The sequence below is a fragment of the Ruegeria sp. AA6 genome, from assembly GCF_056542865.1.
In genome coordinates, this window is the sequence record NZ_JBQGAN010000013.1 from 1 (window position 1) to 21,122 (window position 21,122).

General features: G+C 57.4%; 23 protein-coding genes. 11 read left to right on the plus strand and 12 right to left on the minus strand.

Translation table 11 applies throughout. The features are described 5' to 3' along the window. The 3 genes from ACR0LN_RS14950 to parC all read right to left on the minus strand — a co-directional run. Positions 1-91: GTP-binding protein (locus ACR0LN_RS14950; RefSeq protein ID WP_215675807.1), on the minus strand; the 91-nt coding region annotated here is incomplete at its 3' end. A 113-nt stretch (positions 92-204) separates the two neighbouring features. Beyond that, positions 205-798, minus strand: coding sequence for a hypothetical protein (locus ACR0LN_RS14955; protein WP_480430726.1), 594 nt, complete (start codon positions 796-798; stop codon positions 205-207). Positions 799-896: 98 nt separating this feature from the next. Then, positions 897-3,245, minus strand: a complete 2,349-nt coding sequence (gene parC / locus ACR0LN_RS14960) for a DNA topoisomerase IV subunit A (protein ID WP_480430727.1) — start codon at positions 3,243-3,245, stop codon at positions 897-899. Positions 3,246-3,447: 202 nt separating this feature from the next. Here parC and ACR0LN_RS14965 point away from each other — a divergent pair, with 202 nt between their 5' ends. The 6 genes from ACR0LN_RS14965 (at position 3,448) to ACR0LN_RS14990 (ending at position 7,749) form a co-directional block, all read left to right on the plus strand. After that, positions 3,448-4,065 carry an SH3 domain-containing protein gene (locus tag ACR0LN_RS14965; protein WP_480430729.1) on the plus strand — a complete coding sequence of 206 codons (618 nt, stop codon included), beginning with the start codon at positions 3,448-3,450 and terminating at the stop codon, positions 4,063-4,065. A 69-nt stretch (positions 4,066-4,134) separates the two neighbouring features. Further along, complete coding sequence (locus ACR0LN_RS14970; protein WP_480430731.1) at positions 4,135-4,962, plus strand: SDR family NAD(P)-dependent oxidoreductase; 828 nt, start codon at positions 4,135-4,137, stop codon at positions 4,960-4,962. 80 nt (positions 4,963-5,042) lie between these two features. Continuing rightward, positions 5,043-5,246 carry a twin transmembrane helix small protein gene (locus tag ACR0LN_RS14975; protein ID WP_480430733.1) on the plus strand — a complete coding sequence of 68 codons (204 nt, stop codon included), beginning with the start codon at positions 5,043-5,045 and terminating at the stop codon, positions 5,244-5,246. Beyond that, on the plus strand, positions 5,247-5,819 hold the full coding sequence (locus ACR0LN_RS14980; protein ID WP_480430735.1) for a cob(I)yrinic acid a,c-diamide adenosyltransferase: 573 nt from the start codon (positions 5,247-5,249) through the stop codon (positions 5,817-5,819). Positions 5,820-6,061: 242 nt separating this feature from the next. Further along, a complete protein-coding gene (locus ACR0LN_RS14985; RefSeq protein WP_480430736.1) occupies positions 6,062-6,820 on the plus strand; it encodes an electron transfer flavoprotein subunit beta/FixA family protein in 759 nt (252 codons plus the stop codon). After that, positions 6,820-7,749, plus strand: coding sequence for an electron transfer flavoprotein subunit alpha/FixB family protein (locus ACR0LN_RS14990; protein ID WP_480430738.1), 930 nt, complete (start codon positions 6,820-6,822; stop codon positions 7,747-7,749). Before ACR0LN_RS14985 ends, ACR0LN_RS14990 begins: the two co-directional genes overlap by 1 nt. A 56-nt stretch (positions 7,750-7,805) precedes the next feature. Here ACR0LN_RS14990 and ACR0LN_RS14995 read toward each other — a convergent pair whose 3' ends face one another. Then, positions 7,806-8,627 carry a DUF6473 family protein gene (locus ACR0LN_RS14995; protein ID WP_480430739.1) on the minus strand — a complete coding sequence of 274 codons (822 nt, stop codon included), beginning with the start codon at positions 8,625-8,627 and terminating at the stop codon, positions 7,806-7,808. 165 nt (positions 8,628-8,792) lie between these two features. Here ACR0LN_RS14995 and ACR0LN_RS15000 point away from each other — a divergent pair, with 165 nt between their 5' ends. Further along, positions 8,793-9,668, plus strand: a complete 876-nt coding sequence (locus tag ACR0LN_RS15000; protein ID WP_480430741.1) for a 3-hydroxybutyryl-CoA dehydrogenase — start codon at positions 8,793-8,795, stop codon at positions 9,666-9,668. 75 nt (positions 9,669-9,743) lie between these two features. Here ACR0LN_RS15000 and ACR0LN_RS15005 read toward each other — a convergent pair whose 3' ends face one another. Genes ACR0LN_RS15005 through ACR0LN_RS15035 form a run of 7 tightly spaced genes read right to left on the minus strand, consistent with a single transcriptional unit; the run spans position 9,744 to position 15,167 of the window. After that, complete coding sequence (locus tag ACR0LN_RS15005) at positions 9,744-10,643, minus strand: lysophospholipid acyltransferase family protein (protein WP_480430742.1); 900 nt, start codon at positions 10,641-10,643, stop codon at positions 9,744-9,746. A 39-nt stretch (positions 10,644-10,682) separates the two neighbouring features. Then, positions 10,683-10,952 carry an HPr family phosphocarrier protein gene (locus ACR0LN_RS15010; protein ID WP_170493925.1) on the minus strand — a complete coding sequence of 90 codons (270 nt, stop codon included), beginning with the start codon at positions 10,950-10,952 and terminating at the stop codon, positions 10,683-10,685. 2 nt (positions 10,953-10,954) lie between these two features. Then, positions 10,955-11,362, minus strand: a complete 408-nt coding sequence (locus ACR0LN_RS15015) for a PTS sugar transporter subunit IIA (RefSeq protein WP_480430743.1) — start codon at positions 11,360-11,362, stop codon at positions 10,955-10,957. After that, the gene (gene rapZ, locus ACR0LN_RS15020; protein ID WP_480430744.1) at positions 11,359-12,252 is read right to left on the minus strand and encodes an RNase adapter RapZ; all 894 of its coding nucleotides are present in this window, start codon (positions 12,250-12,252) and stop codon (positions 11,359-11,361) included. Before rapZ ends, ACR0LN_RS15015 begins: the two co-directional genes overlap by 4 nt. Continuing rightward, positions 12,237-12,707 carry an HPr kinase/phosphorylase gene (locus ACR0LN_RS15025; protein WP_480430745.1) on the minus strand — a complete coding sequence of 157 codons (471 nt, stop codon included), beginning with the start codon at positions 12,705-12,707 and terminating at the stop codon, positions 12,237-12,239. The genes rapZ and ACR0LN_RS15025 overlap by 16 nt, the downstream gene beginning before the upstream one ends. Before the next feature lie 4 nt (positions 12,708-12,711). Continuing rightward, positions 12,712-14,430 carry a sensor histidine kinase gene (locus ACR0LN_RS15030; RefSeq protein ID WP_480430747.1) on the minus strand — a complete coding sequence of 573 codons (1,719 nt, stop codon included), beginning with the start codon at positions 14,428-14,430 and terminating at the stop codon, positions 12,712-12,714. A gap of 32 nt (positions 14,431-14,462) precedes the next feature. Further along, positions 14,463-15,167: a response regulator transcription factor gene (locus ACR0LN_RS15035; RefSeq protein ID WP_480430749.1), complete on the minus strand. Its 705-nt coding sequence runs from the start codon at positions 15,165-15,167 to the stop codon at positions 14,463-14,465. Positions 15,168-15,514: 347 nt separating this feature from the next. Between ACR0LN_RS15035 and ACR0LN_RS15040 the strand changes: the two genes are divergently transcribed. The 3 genes from ACR0LN_RS15040 to ACR0LN_RS15050 all read left to right on the plus strand — a co-directional run bounded on the left by ACR0LN_RS15040 (position 15,515) and on the right by ACR0LN_RS15050 (position 18,352). Continuing rightward, positions 15,515-17,113, plus strand: coding sequence for a phosphoenolpyruvate carboxykinase (locus ACR0LN_RS15040; protein ID WP_480430750.1), 1,599 nt, complete (start codon positions 15,515-15,517; stop codon positions 17,111-17,113). A 372-nt stretch (positions 17,114-17,485) separates the two neighbouring features. Beyond that, positions 17,486-17,776 carry a hypothetical protein gene (locus ACR0LN_RS15045; RefSeq protein ID WP_170493906.1) on the plus strand — a complete coding sequence of 97 codons (291 nt, stop codon included), beginning with the start codon at positions 17,486-17,488 and terminating at the stop codon, positions 17,774-17,776. A gap of 33 nt (positions 17,777-17,809) precedes the next feature. After that, complete coding sequence (locus tag ACR0LN_RS15050; RefSeq protein WP_480430751.1) at positions 17,810-18,352, plus strand: hypothetical protein; 543 nt, start codon at positions 17,810-17,812, stop codon at positions 18,350-18,352. Here the strand turns inward: ACR0LN_RS15050 and ACR0LN_RS15055 are convergent. Beyond that, the gene (locus ACR0LN_RS15055; protein ID WP_480430753.1) at positions 18,349-19,113 is read right to left on the minus strand and encodes a sulfite exporter TauE/SafE family protein; all 765 of its coding nucleotides are present in this window, start codon (positions 19,111-19,113) and stop codon (positions 18,349-18,351) included. The two genes, ACR0LN_RS15050 and ACR0LN_RS15055, sit on opposite strands and share 4 nt — an antisense overlap. Positions 19,114-19,258: 145 nt before the next feature. On the opposite strand from ACR0LN_RS15055, the gene ACR0LN_RS15060 reads away from it, so the two are divergent. Then, positions 19,259-20,950, plus strand: a complete 1,692-nt coding sequence (locus ACR0LN_RS15060) for an acyl-CoA dehydrogenase family protein (protein WP_480430755.1) — start codon at positions 19,259-19,261, stop codon at positions 20,948-20,950. Positions 20,951-21,122 lie beyond the last annotated feature (172 nt).

A 21,122-nucleotide genomic window follows, 5' to 3' on the forward strand; every position in this document is an offset into this window, starting at 1 on the left:
CTGCGGTCAGCGTGGTTTTGCCGTGGTCAACGTGGCCAATCGTGCCGATGTTGACATGCGGTTTTGTACGCTCAAACTTTTCCTTTGCCATTCCTCAGGCGCCCTTTTGCGATTTGGGGGACCCTTGGTCCCGTGGTTACATCTGCGCGCGCGAGATATTTGGTTCAAAGGGGAAAATCAAGCACATCCTGCGTTAAAAGCAGGTTAAGACGCCGGATTTTGCGTGACCACAGCGGAATCCAAGGGTTGGATCAGGTCAGGGCGACGATTGAACCAGCCATTGTCCTTGTGTTCCTCGGCAAGCCACTCCTCGACTCGGTCCGCGACTTTGAGGGCCAGGCCGCTCATCTGCTCTTCTTTTGTCCGCTCATGACCCGAGCCCTTGAGGGCACTGCCGCCAGTCGTATCTTCGAGGACCTGAAATTGCTTACCCTTGGCGAGAAACTCTTTCTTGTTCACATCATAGACGTTGACCAGAACAATTGCCGTGCTTTTGGGGTTGTATATCACTGGGATGCCTGGAGGGGCCAGCATATATCCCTCAAGGCTGATGCCGATGTCATATTCCTGTGCCCCCTCATAGCGGCCCAGCCTTATATCGACCGCGTTCTGAATCGCCTTGGTCCATTCGTCCGGAGTGGCGTCCCGCGACACAGGGCCCTGCACCGCCTTGTCGGCAAAGGCATAGTTCACGCGCAGCTTGAATTCGCCCAACGACTCGGGCTCTTCATATAACTGCGTCTGCGTACATGCGCCCATCAGGGCCAGTCCGGTGATCAAGGTCAGAATGCGCAACATGTCTCTCGTCTCGATAGGCCTGTTTTCTTTGATCTAGCGCACCGATACGGCTTGTGCCAACCCGCATCGGTGGAATTCTGCTTTAGGTCCCTGCGTGTTCACGAAAACTTATAGTCGCGCGGGAAGCCGTATGGCGGCTTTTTCCCAACGCTGGCGCGTTTGGCCAGCCATTGGGACATATCGGCCTCGTGCCGCGTCTTGTCACCGCCCATCGACCATTTCAGGCCCTCTTCCCAGTTGAAGGTTGTAAGATCTGACAAGCCGCCATCCAGTTCCAACGTACCCTGACGTCCGCGCGCCATATTGTACTTTTGCAAGCGCACGCCCTTGCCGCGAGTCATCTCGGGCAATTCTTCCGCCGGGAACACAAGGAACTTACCGTTCTGGGAAACGACGGCCACGTGGTCGCCCTCGACCGGTTTACAGATCATCGCAGTTTCGTCACCTTTGACGTTCAGCACCTGCTTACCATTGCGGGTCTGAGCCAGCACCTCATCCTCGGGCACCATAAACCCGTTGCCCGCATCCGAAGCCACCAGCAGCTTGCGTCCCGGCTTGTGGATCAGAATATCGATAATCTGCGCTTCGTTCGGAAGATCGACCATCAGACGCAGCGGTTCGCCCATGCCCCGCCCACCAGGCAAGTTGGCTGCGCTGACAGTGTAAAAACGCCCGTTCGAGGCGAACACCAGCAGACGATCCGTGGTTTCGGCATGGAAAATGAATCGCGGGCCGTCGCCGTCCTTGAACTTCAGCTCACGCTTCAGGTCGATATGGCCGGTCATCGCGCGAATCCAACCCATCTGAGAGCAGACGACCGTGATTGGTTCCTTGTCGATCATCGCCTCAAGCGGCACTTCCTCGACATTCCCCGCTTCCGCGAATTGGGTCCGACGCGCGCCGCCTTCGTAATCCTTGCCAAAGGTTTTCTTGGTCTCTTTCAACTGCTCGGCAATCTTCGCCCATTGCAGAGCGGGATCGGCCAGCAGATCCTCGAGATTGGCGCGTTCCAGCATCAGCTCGTCACGCTCACGCACCAGTTCCATCTCTTCCAGACGGCGCAAGCTGCGCAAGCGCATGTTGAGGATCGCGTCGACCTGAACCTCGGACAGTTCGCCCTCACCCGGTTTGGGCGAGACATAGTCGGATTCGTCCGTCGCACGGACATGATCGATCCCCCAGTCCTCGCGCATCAGCGCAGCTTTGGGGTCGTCATCGTAGCGAATGATGTCGATCACGCGGTCGAGGTTCAGGAAGGCAACGATAAAGCCTTCCAAGACCTCCAAACGGTGGTCAATCTTCGCCATGCGATGGCGAGACCGGCGGATCAAAACCTCTTGCCGGTGGTCAAGGAAGGCGCGCAGCACTTCCTTCATCGAGCAGACCTTGGGCGTCACGCCGTCGATCAGCACGTTCATGTTCAGGCTAAACCGCACCTCAAGGTCCGAGTTGCGATAGAGCATGCCCATCAGCACCTCGGGGTCCACGTTCTTGGAGCGCGGCTCAAGGATCAGGCGGATGTCATCAGCGGATTCGTCGCGGACGTCAGCGAGGATCGGGATTTTCTTGGTCTGGATCAGTTCCGCGATCTTTTCGATCAGCTTGGATTTCTGAACCTGATACGGGATCTCGGTGACGATGATCTGCCATTGGCCGCGCCCCAGATCCTCGACCTCGTACTTGCAGCGCAGCCGGAATGACCCGCGCCCGGTGCGATAGGCTTGCGCGATATTCTCAGGTGGCTCGACGATCACGCCGCCGGTCGGGAAATCCGGACCAGGCACGTAGTTCAAAAGCGTATCGTCACGCGCATCCGGCGTTTTAATCAGATGCAGACAGGCGTCGCACAGCTCCGAGATATTATGCGGCGGGATATTCGTTGCCATGCCAACCGCGATACCGCTGGCGCCGTTGGCCAACAGGTTCGGAAACTGCGCGGGCAACACGACCGGCTCGGTCAGCGTGCCATCATAGTTGTCTCGAAAATCAACAGCGTCTTCGTTCAGACCTTCCAGCAGCGCCTCGGCCACGATGGTCATCCGCGCCTCGGTGTATCGTGAGGCCGCCGGGTTATCACCGTCGATATTACCGAAGTTCCCCTGCCCGTCGACCAGCGGGTAGCGCACATTGAAGTCCTGCGCCAGACGCGCCATCGCGTCATAGATCGCGGCGTCGCCATGCGGGTGATAGTTGCCCATCACGTCACCAGAGATCTTCGCAGACTTCCTGAAGCCTCCGGTTGCACTGAGTCGCAGCTCTCTCATCGCGTAGAGGATTCGCCGGTGAACCGGCTTCAGACCATCCCGCGCATCGGGCAAAGCCCGGTGCATGATGGTGGACAGTGCATAGGTCAGATAGCGTTCGCCAATCGCGCGGCGCAGCGGCTCAGCTACCTCGCCCCCGCCATCGGGGGCCTCCATATTGGGGTCGTCGATCGTATCGGTCATATATGATGTGATACGCCGCAAGAGCGCGCTGGTAAAGCAAGCAGAGTGCATTTTGCTGGGGACAAGTGGCGCTTTTTGCAACAGGGGGAGGCAACCCCCCGATTTCCCCCGTTTTTCGACTTAGAGCCGAAAATATGGTAGCCTGAATGTATTAGACTGCTGCCTATTTCTTGTTTCATACGATTGACCTGGGGGATGCGCCATGACGCGCTTTATTGTTATCACTTTCGCTGCACTCGGATGGTGCTTTTATGTCATGAGTGGCGGACCTGATTTCGAGCCGCGCGCCCTGCGGACCGAAAATCCTGCGAAACCTGTTCAGGTCGCCTCACCATCAGCATCGTCGGTGGTGCCAGTTCAGGTCGAAGAGTTGGTGACCACAGTTACGCTCCGAACCCCTGCGGTGCGTGCCCAACCAACCCCAGCTTTGGAAGAAGTTGTTGAGTTCGTGGCAGATGACGCCAGCCTCGCGTCCTTCTCGGGCTTTTCGGTGTTCGAGGATCAAAGCGCCAATATCACATTGGCCTCGCTTGAGGATGGTGTGACTGGGCTGCGCCAAATCACCGACGAAGCGCCTGACGAAGCGGCGGAAACGCCCGCCCTTCCTGAGCCCGAAAAAGACATCCGCGAGATTTCAGGAACGCGTGTGAATATGCGCGACGGCCCGGGAACGATTTACCCGATCATCGGCAAGGCCACCATTGGCCAGAAGGTCGAAGTGTTAAGCGAATCCGGCACTGGCTGGTTGCGCCTGCGCGTGTTGCCGCAGCAACAGGTCGGATGGATTTCTGCCTCGCTGGTGCGAAAAATCTCAAACTGACGCGACCGTGTCATTGTCCTGACCCGAACCTCGCAATAGCTATGGGAGAGGTTCGAATTCAGGAAGACCATGCAAAAAACCATTCTTATCACCGGCTGTTCCTCGGGCATTGGTCTTGATGCCGCCCATGGCATGCGCGCCCGCGGTTGGCGGGTGTTTGCCTCCTGCCGTCAACAACGTGATTGCGATCGACTGAAGGCGCAGGGGTTCGAAAGCCCACGCATTGACTACACTGACGCAGAAAGCATCACCTCGGGCCTGGCAGCGGTATTCGAAGCAACTGGCGGCACGCTGGACGCGCTGTTCAACAATGGCGCTCATGGACTTCCCGGCGCGGTCGAGGATTTGCCGACAGACGGCCTGCGCCACATTTTCGAGGCCAATTTCTTTGGCTGGCACGAACTGACCCGGCAGGTGATCCCGGTCATGCGCGCGCAGGGGCACGGGCGAATCGTTCAGAACTCCTCGGTGCTGGGACTGGTGGCCTTTCCCTGGCGCGGCGCCTATGTCGCCACTAAATACGCGGTCGAGGGTCTGACGGACACATTGCGGCTGGAACTGGCCGATACCGACATCAAGGTTATTCTGATCGAGCCGGGCCCGATCACCTCGAAACTGCGCGAGAACTCCATCCCTATTTTTGAGCGGTTCATAAACTGGCAAAATTCGGCCCTGCGAGGCAAATACGAAGCCGCACTGTTGAAAAGACTTTACGAATCTCCGGGACCTGACCGGTTCGAACTGCCCGCGTCCGCCGTGACCGAAAAACTAGCGCATGCGGTCGAATCAAAACGGCCACGCGCCCGATACTATGTCACGACACCCACTTATATCGCCGGATACCTGCGCCGCATCCTGCCGACGCGGACCATCGACCGTATCCTTTCCGGCGTATGAGGCGAAATTACCCGTTCGCTTTTCATACCCACGGGTCTAGATGATAGCCTAAGGAAACAAGAAAAGCGGACGGTGTACCCATGGACCTTTTGATGGTCGTTTTGCTGTTGGCCATGGCGGCTGTTGTCGTCGTGTTGGTGATCGGCATATCGAATTTCGGCAAAGCCGGCAAAAGTGCCGCGCTTAAAAGCAACAAAATGATGCGTCTGCGCATCCTGTTTCAATTTATTGCCGTGGTGCTAATCGTGCTCTACGTCTGGCTGCGTGGACAAGGAGCACAGTAAATGGTCGTTCTGAACAAGATTTATACCCGTACCGGCGATGATGGAAAAACCGCTCTCGGCAATGGCGAACGCGTCGCTAAATATTCCGGTCGTGTGGCCGCCTATGGCACAGTGGATGAGCTGAACTCTTTTGTCGGCGTCGCCCGCACCGAAGCCGAGGGCGAGGTCGAAGCCGCATTGTCCCGCATTCAGAACGATCTTTTCGATCTGGGTGCCGATTTCTGCCGCCCGGACATGGAAAAGGACGCTGAGGCTGACTATCCCCCGCTGCGAATCGTGCCGGCGCAGATTGACCGGTTAGAATCTGAAATCGACGCCATGAACGAGGCGCTTGAACCTCTGCGCAGCTTCATCTTGCCAGGCGGATCGCGTTTGGCGGCGCATCTGCACGTGTGCCGTACTGTCTCGCGTCGGGCCGAGCGGCTGGCGGTTGAGCTGACCAACATGGAGCCAGCGAATGAGGCAGCGGTGAAGTACCTCAACCGCCTCAGCGACTGGTTCTTCGTCGCGGCCCGCTGTGCTAATGAAAACGGCACGCAGGACGTTCTGTGGGTTCCGGGCGCGAACCGCTGAAGGCGGCGCAGTGTCCAGTGGACACTGCGGCAACCGGAGGGGCGGAGCCCCGGCCCGATGGGCGGGTGGGAACCGTTAAGATTCAGACCGCAGCGTCAAAAAACACGAAACGCGACGTCCCAAACCCATGACATGACGATTTTGCCCTGTTGCGCCGTGAATTGAGACGCTATTCAGTCGTCCGAGAGCATTGGTGGAGTCGCGTCGCGGCTTACCGTTTTATGTGAGGAGCAAGCGCTAAAATGAAGGTACTCGTGCCTGTCAAACGCGTGATTGACTACAACGTGAAGGTTCGCGTGAAAGCGGATGGTAGCGGAGTTGATCTCGCCAATGTCAAAATGTCGATGAACCCGTTCGACGAGATTGCGGTGGAAGAAGCGATCCGTCTGAAAGAAGCGGGCAAGGCGGACGAAGTTGTTGCCGTTTCCATCGGCGTGAAGCAGGCGCAGGAAACCCTGCGTACCGCTCTGGCCATGGGTGCCGACCGCGCCATCCTGGTTATTGCCGCTGATGACGTCCACCAGGACATCGAGCCACTGGCCGTTGCCAAGATTCTGGCCAAAGTGGTCGAGGAAGAGCAGCCGGGCATCGTTCTGGCGGGCAAGCAGGCGATCGACAACGACATGAACGCCACCGGCCAGATGCTGTCGGCCCTGCTGGGCTGGTCGCAAGGCACCTTTGCGTCCGAGCTGGACATCGAAGGCGACTCCGCCAAGATCACCCGCGAGGTTGACGGCGGCCTGCAAACCATCAGCGTCAAGATGCCAACCATCGTGACCGTTGACCTGCGCCTGAACGAGCCGCGCTATGCGTCGCTGCCCAACATCATGAAGGCGAAGAAAAAGCCGCTGGATGAGAAAACCGCCGCCGATTACGGCGTCGACGTCACGCCGCGTCTGGAAGTGGTCAAAACCGATGAACCGCCGGCACGTGCCGCCGGTATCGTCGTGGGCTCGGTCGACGAGCTGGTCGAGAAACTCAAAGAAGCGGGGGCTGTGTAATGGCTGTTCTTCTTCTGGCTGAAGTCAACAATGGTGAGCTGTCGCTGGACGCCACCGCCAAAGCCGTCAACGCAGCAAAGGCTCTGGGCGATGTGACCGTTCTGGCCGCAGGTGGGTCTGCCGCTGCTGCTGGTGAGGCCGCCGCCAAGATCGACGGTGTGTCCAAGGTTCTGGTCGCCGAAGATGCCTCGCTGGGTCACCGCCTGGCGGAATCGACCGCGGCGCTGATCGTGTCGCTGGCCGATGGGTACGAGCACATCGTTGCGCCCGCCACCACCGACGCCAAAAACGTGATGCCGCGCGTGGCCGCGCTGCTGGACGTGATGGTGATCTCGGATGCGTCCGGCGTGGTTGACGGCTCGACCTTCGAGCGTCCGATCTACGCGGGCAACGCGATCCAGACCGTCAAATCGAACGACGCCAAGAAGGTCGTCACCCTGCGGACCGCCAGCTTTGACGCGGCGGGCGAAGGTGGTTCGGCCCCGGTTGAAACCATCTCGGTTCCGGCGTCCGAAGGTCTGTCGGAATGGGTCGAGGACAAGGTTGCCGAAAGCGACCGTCCTGAACTGACATCGGCGGGTGTTGTTGTCTCGGGTGGCCGTGGTGTTGGCTCGGAAGAGGACTTCAAACTGATCGAAGGTCTGGCTGACAAGTTGGGCGCGGCTGTTGGCGCGTCGCGTGCCGCAGTTGACTCGGGCTATGCCCCGAACGACTGGCAGGTGGGTCAGACTGGTAAGGTTGTTGCACCTGACCTGTATGTCGCAGTCGGCATCTCAGGCGCGATCCAGCACCTGGCTGGCATGAAAGACTCGAAGGTCATCGTCGCGATCAACAAAGACGAAGAAGCCCCGATCTTCCAGGTCGCCGACTTCGGACTGGTCGCCGACCTGTTCCAGGCCGTCCCGGAACTCACCGAAAAACTCGGCTGAATGTAACCAAGTCGGTTCAAGACTAAGAAAAGGCCCGCCATTTGGCGGGCCTTTTTTCAATGCAGGTTGCGAACCGGCCCGACCAATGCGTCGGCGATGGTTCTATGCGCTGCTGGGCCGATCATATGCTCGGCCATCGGCTGCTGCAGAGTGCCAAACAGCATGTCCTCAAGCTCGTCAGACTGGCCCGACACATGGGTGGACAGTTCGACGCAATCAGCACTGAAGGCGCGGACGGCCCTTAGCATCTGCCTTGTGACGGTGACGCCCCTCTCCTCAAGCTGGGCGTCGTCTTGTTTGTCCTGCATGACCTTCAGCGACAACAATATAGCCGGAGCATCCAACCTTTGCAGCAAGTCGCTGATTTTCTGTACCCAATTGCGGCGCAGCTCTTCAGCCACGACTTCGAATCGAGCGTCTTTGTATCCTTGCAGCAAGCGCATCAGGTGGCACACGAAATGCACGTCTGCAAAATCGACTTCGGGATAAAGACTAATCAACGATGGCGTGGGTGCCAAAACTCGATCATTGCGTCGAGGGTGGACCCGGTAAAAGTGATTCGATTGGCTTAAAACGTTTGGGGCCTGCAGAATGCACAGCTCTGCCGCGTTCAGGATCTTGAAAAGGCCGGTGTCTCCACACAGCGCGTCGACCCCACAAAAGAGGCTGCCAAGGTTCAGGCAACGCCGGTCCAACCGACCTTCGAGTATCTCAGCGTAGGGGCGCTCAACGAAGCGCCCAAAGGTCTCATCCCCTCCGGCGCAGACCATATAGGCCGTGTCCAATGACCTCTGTGGGCCGCGGAACCAAAGGCGCGACTCTCCGTACTGACATACGGCTTGCTCGGCCCCCGCCGAGCCTGTTTGATGATAGCTCATATCACTCACCCATTTTTTTCACCCGGCTGCCATCTTGCAGCCCGATGTCTTGAGAAAGTCCTAATGTGCGCATTTGAAGCAAATTCGATGGGCCTGATACCCTTGCCGCCCATAGCGATCTGCCGGTAGTGTCCCCTCAACCCCGAGATTCAGAGGCAACAGAACATGGACGTAAAATCAGTCGGAGTGATCGGCGCAGGCCAGATGGGCAACGGTATCGCCCATGTTCTTGCTTTAGCAGGGTATGATGTTCTGCTGAATGACGTAAATCAGGACGCGCTGAATGCGGCCGTGGCCACCATCGAAGGCAATATGGCGCGTCAGGCATCGCGCGGGAAAATCACCGATGAGGCGATGCAGGAGGCGCTGCAACGGGTCAAAACCACGCTGGCACTTCCAGAGCTGGGGCAAACCGATCTGGTGATTGAGGCAGCCACCGAGCGCGAGGCAATCAAGCAGGCGATTTTCGAGGACCTACAGCCGCATCTACAACCGCATACGATTCTGACATCGAACACCTCGTCGATTTCAATCACGCGGCTGGCAAGTCGTACAGACCGCCCCGAGCGGTTTATGGGGTTTCACTTTATGAACCCGGTTCCAGTGATGCAGTTGGTCGAGTTGATCCGGGGTATTGCCACCGATGAGGATACGTTCAAAACCTGCAAGACAGTAGTGGATCGCCTTGGCAAAACCGCCGCCAGCGCCGAGGATTTCCCTGCCTTTATCGTGAACCGCATTCTGATGCCGATGATCAACGAGGCTGTCTATACCCTGTATGAAGGTGTCGGCAACGTACAGTCCATTGATCAATCAATGAAACTGGGTGCAAACCACCCAATGGGGCCGCTGGAACTTGCTGATTTCATTGGTCTAGACACTTGTTTGGCAATCATGAACGTTTTGCATGACGGGCTGGCAGACACCAAGTATCGTCCCTGCCCGTTGTTGACCAAGTATGTCGAAGCCGGGTGGTTGGGCCGCAAGACTGAACGTGGGTTCTATGATTATCGGGGCGAAGTTCCGGTTCCGACCCGATAAGAGGGGGCCAGCCCCCTCGCCCGGATTTCATCCGGGCTCACCCCTGAGGTATTTTTAGCCAGATGAAGCCACGGATCAGCGCTTGAGCGTCTCGCTCAGCGACATTGTATGTTTGCGGAGCCATGCCATGAAGCCGCGCGGGTCACGTTCCAGCAGCTGCATATCCTCATCCGAGATCGGGTCGCCGATAACCGGGGACTGTGGTTTGTTGCAGGAACGGACGATCTCATGCAGCAAAAGACCCTGCCGCAAGATCGGCGAGAGCTTGTTGGCGATCTGATAGGCGCGCGAATTGCGGCCGGGGAAGAAGATCGGCACCACGCGGGCACCTGATCGGCGGATCATCTTGGCGGTGAACACGTTCCACTCACGTTCGAGCGCGGGGCCGAACCAATCGTCCGAGGACATCACGACGCCTGATGGAAACAACGCCACGACGCCGCCTTCTTTCAAGTGATCCATTGCTTTGCCGCGCATTTCGAGCATCTTGCTTTGTGCCTCGGGGTCGTGCGGAAACGGCACAGGGATCATGAAAGAAGTCGCAGCCTCGTCCAAACCTGTCAGGACCGACCGGGTCAGGATGCGATAGTCGCTGCGCACTTGTCCAATCAGCTCGGCCAGGATCATGCCGTCGACCATCCCGTGCGGGTGGTTCGCAACCACGACGACGGGGCCCGTTTTGGGAATGCGCGCGATCTGTTCCTGCGGCGTGGTCAGGTCGATCCCCATCGTTGCAAGAGCACCACCCCAGAACCGCTGGCCACGATAATATTCGTTCTTCTTTTCAAACTTGTTGACCATACGCAGAATGGTCAGTTTGCCTGTGCACCATTCGATGGCTCGGATGGCCGTCGAAGTCCAGGCGTCGTCGAACGAGTTCGCGTAGGTCAGGGTTCTACGATCGTAGATTTCGCCCTGGTCCTCGGTCCCATCAACCATCGGGCCTGTCTTGGTCTCGTGCGTTGTTTCCGCCAATTCCTGGTCTTCCCGTTCTTCGTCGCGCGACCGATAGTGTCAGTACCCTTCCCCGAACTTGTCGTTCACCAGGGTTTCCAACGCATCAGCCAACGCCTCAGCATCCGGTCCGGACGTCTCGACGTCAATAGTCGTTCCGCGCGAGGCTGCCAACATCAAAAGCCCCATAATACTGTCGCCAGATGCGGAAAAACCGTCTTTCGACACTTCGGCCTGCGCATCAAAGCCCTCGACCACTTCAACCAGTTTGGCTGAGGCGCGGGCATGCAGGCCCTTTTCGTTAATGATTTTCAAGCTTCGGATGGTCATTATTAGTTTGTCCGGTCTTCTTCTAACGTCACATTTTGCGCATTGATGTATTTGCGTCCAGCTTCCATCGCCTGCCGAACTGCATCTGCGATGGGCAGGTGGCGAGATTTGGCCAACTTAATAAGCATAGGCAGATTTGCACCGTAAAGGATACGGCGATCCTGCGGCGAACAGGCCCGCAGGCTTAGATTCGAAGGGCTGCCGCCAAACAGATCGGTTACAAGGACAACGCCATCACCAACATCCACGCTGTCGGCCGCCGCGCAGATTTCAGCCTGTTTGGCCTCTCGATCATGATCTGCTTCGATCGAGATCGCCGCCAAACCGGTTTGCTTTCCGACCACATGTTGCATGGCGGCCAGGTATTCCTTGGCCAGCCCACCATGTGCTACGAGTACGATCCCGATCACTCCGGCCTCACATTCAACGATCGACGTTCCATTTCGCGGTGCCTAATTGCCACTTGCTGCCCCCTTTCCGCAAGAGCCTTTGCAACCGCTTCTGCCATGGTCACCGATCTGTGTTGCCCACCGGTACAGCCAAAGGCCACGGACAGGTGTGCTTTGCCTTCGGCCCGGAAAGTCGGCAACAACAGCGTCAGCAAATCAACCACCCGGTCGAAAAACGGCGCATAGTTTGTATCCGACCGAACGTAGTGCGCGACTTTCGGGTTTCGACCATCTTCTGCCCGCAACTCGGGGCGCCAATAGGGATTAGCCAAAAACCGGCAGTCAAACACCATATCCAACCCTCGCGGGAGTCCACGTTTATACGAGAAGGACTCGATCGAAACCGCGAGATGCCGTCCACTTTGAGGGGCAAACCAACGCTCGACCTCTTCGCGCAACTGATGCACGTTCAGCGGGCTGGTGTCGATCAGGGTATCCGCAATCTCTCGAATCGGAGCCAACAGCTCTTTCTCCTGCCGAACGCCGGTTTCCGGGCTGGCATCACTCGCCACCGGATGCCGGCGCCGCGTTTCCGAGAAACGACGAAGCAGCACTTCATCGCTGCAGTCCAGATAAAGCGTTGTCAGGTCGACTTGCTCCATCCGCCGCAAACGGACCGCAAGCTCGATGAAACCCGTCGTTGAGAAATCGCGGTTTCGGGCATCGATACCCAACGCCATGGGGCGGTCACTTGCCGGTCCATCCAACAGGCGCATTAGCAAGCCCATAGGCAAGTTGTCGATGGCTTCAAAGCCCAAATCTTCAAGAACACGGATCGCCGTAGACCGACCTGCACCCGATGGGCCGGTCACCAGAACAATGCGCCGTTGCGGTGTCATGTGCTGGGCCATTCCGGTTCCACCCGCCCCATCTTTAAGAATTGCATGAGTGCATCTGCCAAATTGGGGATGCCTGCGGCCCTTAGCAAGGGAACAGTTTGCCTCATCACTTCAACAGTCATCGGTTCAGGCAGGCGCGCTGGTTCGGTTTGATCAAGATCTACCACGACGCCGACACGGGTTTTTCCAGCGGTGTCAGCACGCAGTAGCCCAACACCTCGCGCTTCGATCAGACCGCGAATGTTGGGGGGCGCGTCTGCCAAGACCCGACCATGCTCGACCCAGAGAGCCACCCGGTCATCCGCAACCAGCGTTGCTCCTAGCGCCATCATCCGCAACGCCAGCCCAGATTTACCGGACCCCGATCCCCCTAAGATCAGAACGCCCTGCCCCTCTACCGCAACACAAGTTGCGTGAAGAATGGCACTGTCCTGTTGTTGGATATCCGAGAGGGTCTGACCGCTCATACGTTTAAACAGGCAGCCCCACAACAAAGCGCGCGCCTTGTGGGTCGGACGTGATATCTGCCTCTGTCGGGCGGATATTCTCGGCCCAGATTACGCCGCCGTGGGCCTCAACAATCTGTTTCGAAATCGCCAGCCCCAGACCCGAGTTGTTACCGAAATGTTCGGCCGGGCGCTGGGAATAAAAGCGTTTGAACACTTTGGTTAGCGCCTGTTCCGGGATACCGGGACCGGTGTCCTCAACCACAACCAACACCCGATCTTCACGTCGGCGAACCCAGACACGAATTGCGTCACCTTCTTCGCAAAATGAGATCGCGTTGGTTATGAGGTTGACAAAGACCTGTGCCAGACGCGCCTCAAGCCCGTTCACGACAATCGGGTTAGGCGGTAAATCGGTAATGTATTCGATCCCCTTGGACCGGGCATCTTCGCCCAGATACTGGCCGATATTGCCCAGCAATTTTAGCAGATCAAAGGGCTGTTCTTCTTCTTTGACCAACTCGGCATCCAAACGCGATGCGTTGGAGATATCGCTAACAAGACGATCCAACCGTCGAACGTCATGCTCGATCACACTCAGAAGCTTTTCGCGCTGATCGTCGCGTTTGACCATGCGCAATGTGCCAACCGCAGATTGCAGACTCGCCAGCGGATTCTTAATCTCGTGCGCCACATCAGCTGCAAACTGTTCATTTGCATCAATACGGTTGTAGAGAGCTGTTACCATGCCTCGAATAGCACGGCTCAGACGACCTATTTCATCGGGTCTTGCGCTAAGGTCAGGAATGCGAATTCGGCCCGGGTTCACTCCCGCGCCCCGGTCTTTTCCCGATTCAGCTGCCGACGCGAGATCAGCCAATGGGTTGGCGATTGTCGAAGCCAACACAAGGCTTAGACCGATGGAAACCAAGAGTGCAACGACGAACATCTGTAGTATGCGCTCCTGCTCACGCCGGGCGAGGACATCGATTTCGCCTGCAGGTCCGGCCATGGCCACGGCCCCGACCGGTACTCCATCCAGTAACACAGGCGCGGCTGCGACAATGACGGTCTGACCAAGTTCGTCTTGAACGGCCCGAACCTGCATCTTGCCGTCCAGCGCTCGCGGAATGATCTCTTGCACCCGCTGGGCAAGCGTTGGCGCTTCACCGTGCGCCGACCCGGCAAAAATCTTGGACAAACCCGTCCATACCGCGTTTAGTGCATCACTAATTAATGTGCTGCCTGTCGGAGCCTCGGCTTCAGACCGCGGCAAAACCGGCATTTGAGGAGATGCAGATGCCCCGCGTGTCCAGCCAATCAGCGTTCCACTGGCATCATAAACAAAGACTTCGCCGCCGTCTGGAAGGCTGAGACCCGCAAGAGTGTCTTTCACGTCAAGCGCTGCAGCATCCGACGCTGCTGTAGATTGATTCTGGCGCAGCTGAGCCTCAAATACGTTAGTAACCAGTCGCGCGTCTCCGATCAGGTTACGTGCTGTCTGCTGGACCTGTTCGCCACGGGAGTCGTCAAGGTAAAGCAGCCCTGTAACAAGAATGACCAGAGCCACCAGATTGAACGTGATAATTTTGCGGGCCAGTGGCGAGCCACGAAGCGAGAAAAGGTTACGACGACGGCGCGTAGCGCGTAACTCCGCAGAATCCGCATCCTGCGGGATGACCCAATCATCCCCGAGAACGATATCACCGTCCCGCATTTCGCTGGTTTGTTCCGTATCGCGCACGAGACCCGATTACCTCTTTGAAGCGACCACGCTTACTCTTCGTTGTACCGGTATCCGATACCGTAAAGCGTTTCGATGGCCGAAAATTCAGGATCTGCAGCGCGCATCTTTTTGCGCAGACGCTTGATATGGCTGTCGATGGTCCGGTCATCCACGTAGACCTGATCGTCATAGGCCACATCCATCAGCTGGTCCCGGCTTTTGACAAACCCAGGGCGTTGCGCCAACGCCTGAAGAAGCAAGAACTCGGTCACCGTCAGTGACACATCCGAGCCTTTCCAGCTAACCGCGTGGCGCAACGGGTCCATGCGCAACTCGCCACGCTCCATGACCTTGGTATCGCCGGTATTGGCGTTGGTCACATCGCCCGATGTCGCCTCTTGCCGACGCAGCAGCGCGCGGATGCGTTCAACCAGCAAGCGCTGCGAGAACGGTTTTTTGACATAGTCATCCGCACCCATGCGAAGTCCCAGAACCTCATCGATCTCGTCATCTTTCGAGGTCAGAAAAATAACCGGCATCTGGGTTTTCTGCCGCAGCCGCTGTAACAGATCCATACCGTCCATACGCGGCATCTTGATATCCAGAACGGCCATATCCGGCAGCTTCTTGTTAAATGCGTCCAGTGCCGCTTGCCCGTCGTTATAGGTTTCCACCTCGAAACCTTCGGCTTCGAGCGTCATGGAAACAGACGTCAGAATATTTCTGTCGTCGTCCACCAATGCAATCTTTGACATCGGGATTACCCCTATTCCTGCTCAACCATGCAATATTTCGCTTATTAGTAGGGCATTGTTGGCGTTTTTATGACCGCGAATCAATCCGTATCTGCGAATCGTGCGATTGTTGTCACACAGCTGCGGCAAAAAAGCCGTTAATGCGCGCAGAAAAACGTCCTGTTCTCGGGCAGAAAAATAGTGATGGCGCTAAACTTTGAGTTGGTTGCGCTAACTGCGTCAAACCCTCCTGTTCATGCCCCGAACGACCATGGTAAGACCCGCTCAGCCGCCGGACTTTCCCGGCACACTGCCCCAAGAGCGCACCCGGCCAGATTGCCGACGCGCCGCCACAGGAGAAGACACACATGACATCTGGACGGGTTAACCCGCAATTCCGCCTCGAAGATCAGGGCATCGAGGGTCTGGGAAATGTCTATTACAACTTCATGGAACCGGCGCTGATCGAAGAAGCGCTGAAGCGCGGCGAAGGCACCCTAGGCAATGGCGGCGCCTTTCTGGTGACCACTGGCAAATTCACCGGTCGGTCCCCCAAGGACAAGCACGTCGTCAAAACCGACAGCGTCGCAGACACCATTTGGTGGGAAAACAACGCCGAGATGAGCCCCGAAGGCTTTGACGCGCTGTACCAAGACATGCTGGCGCATATGAAAGGCCGCGATTACTTCGTGCAGGATCTGGTTGGCGGGGCTGACCCGGCCTACTCGATTAACGTGCGAATGGTTACCGAATTAGCCTGGCACAACCTGTTCATCCGCCACCTGCTGCGCCGCCCGGATCGCGAAGATCTGGATGATTTCACTGCTGATTTCACCGTCATCAACTGCCCCAGCTTTCAGGCCGACCCGGCCAAACACGGCTGCCGCAGCGAAACAGTGATCGCGCTAAACTTTGACCGCAAGCTGATCCTGATCGGCGGCACCGAATATGCGGGCGAAAACAAAAAGTCCGTCTTTACTCTGCTGAATTATATGCTGCCCGAAAAAGGTGTGATGCCGATGCACTGCTCGGCCAACCATGCCGTTGGCAACCCGGTCGACACCGCAGTATTCTTCGGCTTGTCGGGCACGGGTAAAACCACCTTATCTGCCGACCCGGCCCGCACGCTGATCGGCGATGACGAGCACGGATGGTCGGATCGTGGCACCTTCAACTTCGAAGGCGGCTGCTATGCCAAGACGATCAACCTGAACGCCGAGGCCGAGCCGGAAATCTACGCAACCACCAACAAGTTCGGCACCGTGATCGAGAACATGGTCTTCGATCCAGAAACCAAGGAACTGGATTTCGACGACGATTCTCTGACCGCAAACATGCGCTGCGCCTACCCGCTGGAATACATCTCGAATGCGTCCAAAAGTGCTCTGGGCGGGCATCCGAAGAACATCATCATGCTGACCTGCGACGCGTTCGGCGTGCTGCCTCCGATCGCACGGCTGACCCCCGCGCAGGCAATGTACCACTTCTTGTCGGGCTTCACCTCGAAGGTTGCAGGCACAGAGCGGGGCATCACCGAGCCACAGCCGACATTCTCGACCTGTTTCGGCGCACCGTTCATGCCGCGTCGGCCCGAGGCGTATGGCAACCTGCTGCGGGACAAGATCGCCCAGCACGGCGCGACCTGCTGGCTGGTGAACACCGGCTGGACCGGCGGTGCCTATGGCGTTGGTTCGCGGATGCCGATCAAAGCCACCCGCGCGCTGCTGACCGCCGCGCTGGACGGATCGCTGCGCGATGCCGAGTTCCGCAAGGATGCCAATTTTGGCTTTGACGTTCCGGTTGCCGTTCCAGGCGTACCCGAGGTTCTGCTGGACCCGCGCCGAACCTGGGACGATCAGGCCGCGTTTGACAAACAAGCCGAGAAGTTGGTGCAAATGTTTGCAGAAAACTTTGAACAATATCTGCCCTTCATCGACGAGGACATCAAAGCCGTCGCAATCGGTTAAACGGATTAGGATGGCAAGGGGGCGTTTTCGCCCCCTTTCGTTGGGCACGACTCAAGCAATTGTTGGCACCCTGTGATTGTATTGTGAGGTAAGCGCTTACAAATGCGTTGCCCGGCACAGCTTGATAGAGTATTTCTCGATATCATTGAAACTAATAAGCCCGGCGCTTGCGCACCGGGCAGGAAGTAAAAAGACTTATGGGCAGCTCTGGCGAACTCTCACATCAGCACGATGAGCGACCTAATAACGGAAGTAGTGTAAGACAAAGGGGATGAGTGTCAATAAGAGACTAGATTGTATCCGGCGACGGATATGTTTCTTGTGAATTGTCGTCAGGCAGCGACATATGGCACGTCTAAAGACAGGTAAGATATGACCGAAATCTCAAAACTAACCGAACTGCGCAAGCTGATGCAAAGCATGGAACGGACCTTGGGCCTTGAACAGCTGTCTCCGGTTGAGCGTGATATTTACTACGCTGCCGAAGAGCTGTCGAAATCTGACGAAGAAGTGCGCACATTCGGCTTGATCGAGCACACGCTGGTCCAAAGCGTCTCGCGGCCGACTTTCTTCCGCGCGCTGAAATCACTGGTCCAAAAAGGCTACTTGTCGCAAAGCGGCACCGCCAACCGGGGCCGGTATATCGTTCATGCTCCCAGGTAACCCCCGCAACCTGCGCAGTGGTGGCTGATACTCGTGCGCAGGTGGGCTACCGACACGCTCTATGCCTCTTTGGCCTATGTCGTGGCGTCTTACCTCACGTTTGAGGTTCTGATGCCCCTTCAGAACGTGTTCTTTCCTGAATATCCCAGTCGGGCAAGCCTTCTGTTCCTGCCACATGGTGTGCGGGTTCTGTCGGCGTGGTTGTTGGGCTGGCGGGCGATTTTCGCTTTGCTACCCGGTGTTTTTCTGGTCTTTGCTTTCCTGGGCGGCAGCGACGTGTTCTTGCCAAGCCGGATGATGGCCATGGTGATTGCCGTCACGACGGTGCCAGCGGTGTTCTACCTTTGCAAATGGGCAGGGTGGGATTTGTTTCCACACCCAGATCGCAAACCATGCTGGTCCTGTATCATGGGGGTTGGCATAATCACGTCATTCTTGGTTTCTGGGCTGACCAATTTGGCATTCGGCAGTGCTCGTGTGGAATATGTCGCCTATCTGATAGGCGATATCTCGGGCCTGTTTTTCCTGATGCTGGCTTTGTACTTCGCTTTCCGCTTCGCGGATAAGCGCACCTAACCCATAAGACCCCGGCGAAGCAGGTTCACGCCCGCGACCAGCAAAACCAGCAACGTCACCTTGCGAAACACCGCTTGGTCTATTCGCGATTGCAACCACAACCCAATCCACATTCCGGCCAAAGCCGGGGCGATCAAGATCGCTGAAAACGGGGCCGTTTCTGCCCTAAAGATGCCGGACCCAAAATGCGCCAGCATCAGCGCTACTGCACCCAACCCGTAAATTACCCCCTGCACGCGCATCTGCACCGCTTTGGGAGTATTCAGTGCAGTCAGATAGGCAACGGTTGGCGGTCCCCAAATGCCGGACATACCCCCCACGAAACCGGCGATGGCACCAATAGCCACTTCGATTCGCGCGGACGGGTTTCTAAGGATCAGCCGAACTCCTAACACCTGTATGAGGGCAAAGAAGGTAACCGCTATGCCGATCAACAGCAGAAAAGTCCGGGCGGGTACTGCGCTGACCAGCTGAGCCCCAAGCAGAAGGAACACCAGCCCCACAATCAGGAAAACACGAAACTGCTTGATCGCTGAAACGGCGGCCGGGAAACCCTCGCGCAGCGCCTGAACCCCATTGGTCACCAGCGTTGGCAGAATCAACCCTGCGATCGCCAGATCCGGCGGCAGGAACATACTCAGCCCCGAAACAAGAACCATCGGCATGGCAAACCCGACCATGCCTTTGACCCACCCGGCCAAAAAAGCGACAGATGCGGCCAGCAAAAGATCATGCGGAGTGAGTAGCGAAAACAACGTCATGCGCCCGTGATAACACTCTTGACGAACGCTGCACTGCAAAATCGTCAAAGCAATTTTCGAACTATTTCGTGGCGTAATTCGTATTTTTGTTGCGCTGCACGTGCAGCATGATATGACCAGACGACACCTAAGAAGGACGTGATTCATGGCCCATGACGGACAGGATATGACCCCGATGACGACATCCGCGATTTTGCCCGACCTTCTGACACTGACCCGTGCAGCCCTGCCTGCTGTGGACACAGTGTTCGAACGCTCCCGCGAATCCGTCCGCGAGATGGTTACCCAAGACGGTCGTGTCTCAGGCGCGTTGATTGAGGCCAACCAAACAGCGGCGCATGGGCTGTCCTGGCTGGCGACCTACAACCAGTCGCTGCAACAAATGCAACGCTGGGCAGAGGCGCTGGATGCGGATGGCAAGTTCGGTGAAATCGAACAATTGCTGCACCAGATTGCGTTCGGCGAGTACCTGCACCAGATCGCTGGCGGCATCCCGATGAACCAGGGCGAGGTCGTGCGTCTGCAGGACATGGGCCTAGGCTGGGACGCGTTGTCTGGCTTTCAATGCAGCGAAATACAGACGTTGATGGCGCAGGCAAACTCTCAGGCCGCCCGCACACGTCTGGTAACCCTGATGGAAGATCAGGCTGGCGCGACTATGTTCGGTGCCTCGGGCTTGGATGAAGAACTGGAAATGATCCGCGACCAGTTCCGCCGCTACGCGCAAGAGAAGGTCGAGCCGAACGCCCATGAATGGCACCTCAAGGATGAGCTGATCCCGATCGAGATTATCGAGGAACTGGCCGAAATGGGCGTTTTCGGCCTGACCATCCCCGAGGAATTCGGCGGGTTCGGCCTATCCAAAGCCTCGATGTGTGTGGTGTCTGAGGAACTGTCGCGCGGCTATATCGGTGTGGGTTCGCTGGGCACGCGCTCAGAGATCGCGGCCGAGCTGATTATCGCAGGCGGCACCGATGAGCAGAAGGCCAACTGGCTGCCGAAACTGGCCAGCGCTGAAATTCTGCCGACCGCCGTATTTACAGAACCCAACACCGGGTCAGACCTTGGCAGCCTGCGCACCCGCGCCGTCAAGAACGCCGATGGGGATTATGAAGTCACCGGCAACAAGACGTGGATCACGCATGCGGCGCGGACCCATGTGATGACCCTTCTGGCTCGCACCAACTCCGGCAGCACGGACCATCGCGGCCTGTCCATGTTCCTGGCCGAAAAGACACCCGGCACCGATGAGAACCCCTTCCCCACCCCCGGCATGACCGGAGGTGAGATTGAAGTTCTGGGCTATCGCGGCATGAAGGAATACGAGCTGGGTTTTGACGGCTTCAAGGTTAAAGGCGAGAACCTTTTGGGCGGCGAAGAGGGCAAAGGCTTCAAACAGCTGATGGAAACCTTCGAATCCGCGCGCATCCAAACTGCTGCCCGTGCCATTGGCGTGGCCCAAAGCGCGCTGGATATCGCCATACAATACGCGCAGGACCGCAAGCAATTCGGCAAGTCGCTGATCAACTTCCCCCGCGTGTCCGGCAAACTGGCGATGATGGCGGCTGAGATCATGATCGCGCGCCAGCTCACCTATTTCTCGGCTTGGGAAAAGGACCACGGTCAACGCTGCGACCTTGAGGCCGGCATGGCGAAGCTGCTGGGCGCACGAGTTGCGTGGGCGGCCGCCGACAATGGGCTGCAGATCCACGGCGGCAACGGCTTTGCGCTGGAATATAAGATCAGCCGTGTCCTGTGCGATGCGCGTATTCTGAACATATTCGAAGGGGCTGCCGAGATTCAGGCACAGGTTATTGCTCGGCGTTTGCTGAGCTGATCGATCTCGACGCTCCTGTTTCCCCGACTGACCCGGCCTTGTGCCGGGTCTTTTTCTGCTCCAAGCCTATATCACCCAACAGCCGGGCAATTCCGCCGACGCAAACGGATGGCCTTTGAACTCGGACTAGATTCCCGTTAGGGCAGCTAGTGGACTTTAGGAAAACAGTGGC

Coding starts and splice junctions, on each gene's coding strand:
- ACR0LN_RS14955 (WP_480430726.1), bottom strand. CDS start 798: ATGTTGCGCATTCTGACCTTGATCACCGGACTGGCCCTGATGGGCGCA.
- parC (WP_480430727.1), bottom strand. CDS start 3,245: ATGACCGATACGATCGACGACCCCAATATGGAGGCCCCCGATGGCGGG.
- ACR0LN_RS14965 (WP_480430729.1), top strand. CDS start 3,448: ATGACGCGCTTTATTGTTATCACTTTCGCTGCACTCGGATGGTGCTTT.
- ACR0LN_RS14970 (WP_480430731.1), top strand. CDS start 4,135: ATGCAAAAAACCATTCTTATCACCGGCTGTTCCTCGGGCATTGGTCTT.
- ACR0LN_RS14975 (WP_480430733.1), top strand. CDS start 5,043: ATGGACCTTTTGATGGTCGTTTTGCTGTTGGCCATGGCGGCTGTTGTC.
- ACR0LN_RS14980 (WP_480430735.1), top strand. CDS start 5,247: ATGGTCGTTCTGAACAAGATTTATACCCGTACCGGCGATGATGGAAAA.
- ACR0LN_RS14985 (WP_480430736.1), top strand. CDS start 6,062: ATGAAGGTACTCGTGCCTGTCAAACGCGTGATTGACTACAACGTGAAG.
- ACR0LN_RS14990 (WP_480430738.1), top strand. CDS start 6,820: ATGGCTGTTCTTCTTCTGGCTGAAGTCAACAATGGTGAGCTGTCGCTG.
- ACR0LN_RS14995 (WP_480430739.1), bottom strand. CDS start 8,627: ATGAGCTATCATCAAACAGGCTCGGCGGGGGCCGAGCAAGCCGTATGT.
- ACR0LN_RS15000 (WP_480430741.1), top strand. CDS start 8,793: ATGGACGTAAAATCAGTCGGAGTGATCGGCGCAGGCCAGATGGGCAAC.
- ACR0LN_RS15010 (WP_170493925.1), bottom strand. CDS start 10,952: ATGACCATCCGAAGCTTGAAAATCATTAACGAAAAGGGCCTGCATGCC.
- rapZ (WP_480430744.1), bottom strand. CDS start 12,252: ATGGCCCAGCACATGACACCGCAACGGCGCATTGTTCTGGTGACCGGC.
- ACR0LN_RS15025 (WP_480430745.1), bottom strand. CDS start 12,707: ATGAGCGGTCAGACCCTCTCGGATATCCAACAACAGGACAGTGCCATT.
- ACR0LN_RS15035 (WP_480430749.1), bottom strand. CDS start 15,167: ATGTCAAAGATTGCATTGGTGGACGACGACAGAAATATTCTGACGTCT.
- ACR0LN_RS15040 (WP_480430750.1), top strand. CDS start 15,515: ATGACATCTGGACGGGTTAACCCGCAATTCCGCCTCGAAGATCAGGGC.
- ACR0LN_RS15045 (WP_170493906.1), top strand. CDS start 17,486: ATGACCGAAATCTCAAAACTAACCGAACTGCGCAAGCTGATGCAAAGC.
- ACR0LN_RS15055 (WP_480430753.1), bottom strand. CDS start 19,113: ATGACGTTGTTTTCGCTACTCACTCCGCATGATCTTTTGCTGGCCGCA.
- ACR0LN_RS15060 (WP_480430755.1), top strand. CDS start 19,259: ATGGCCCATGACGGACAGGATATGACCCCGATGACGACATCCGCGATT.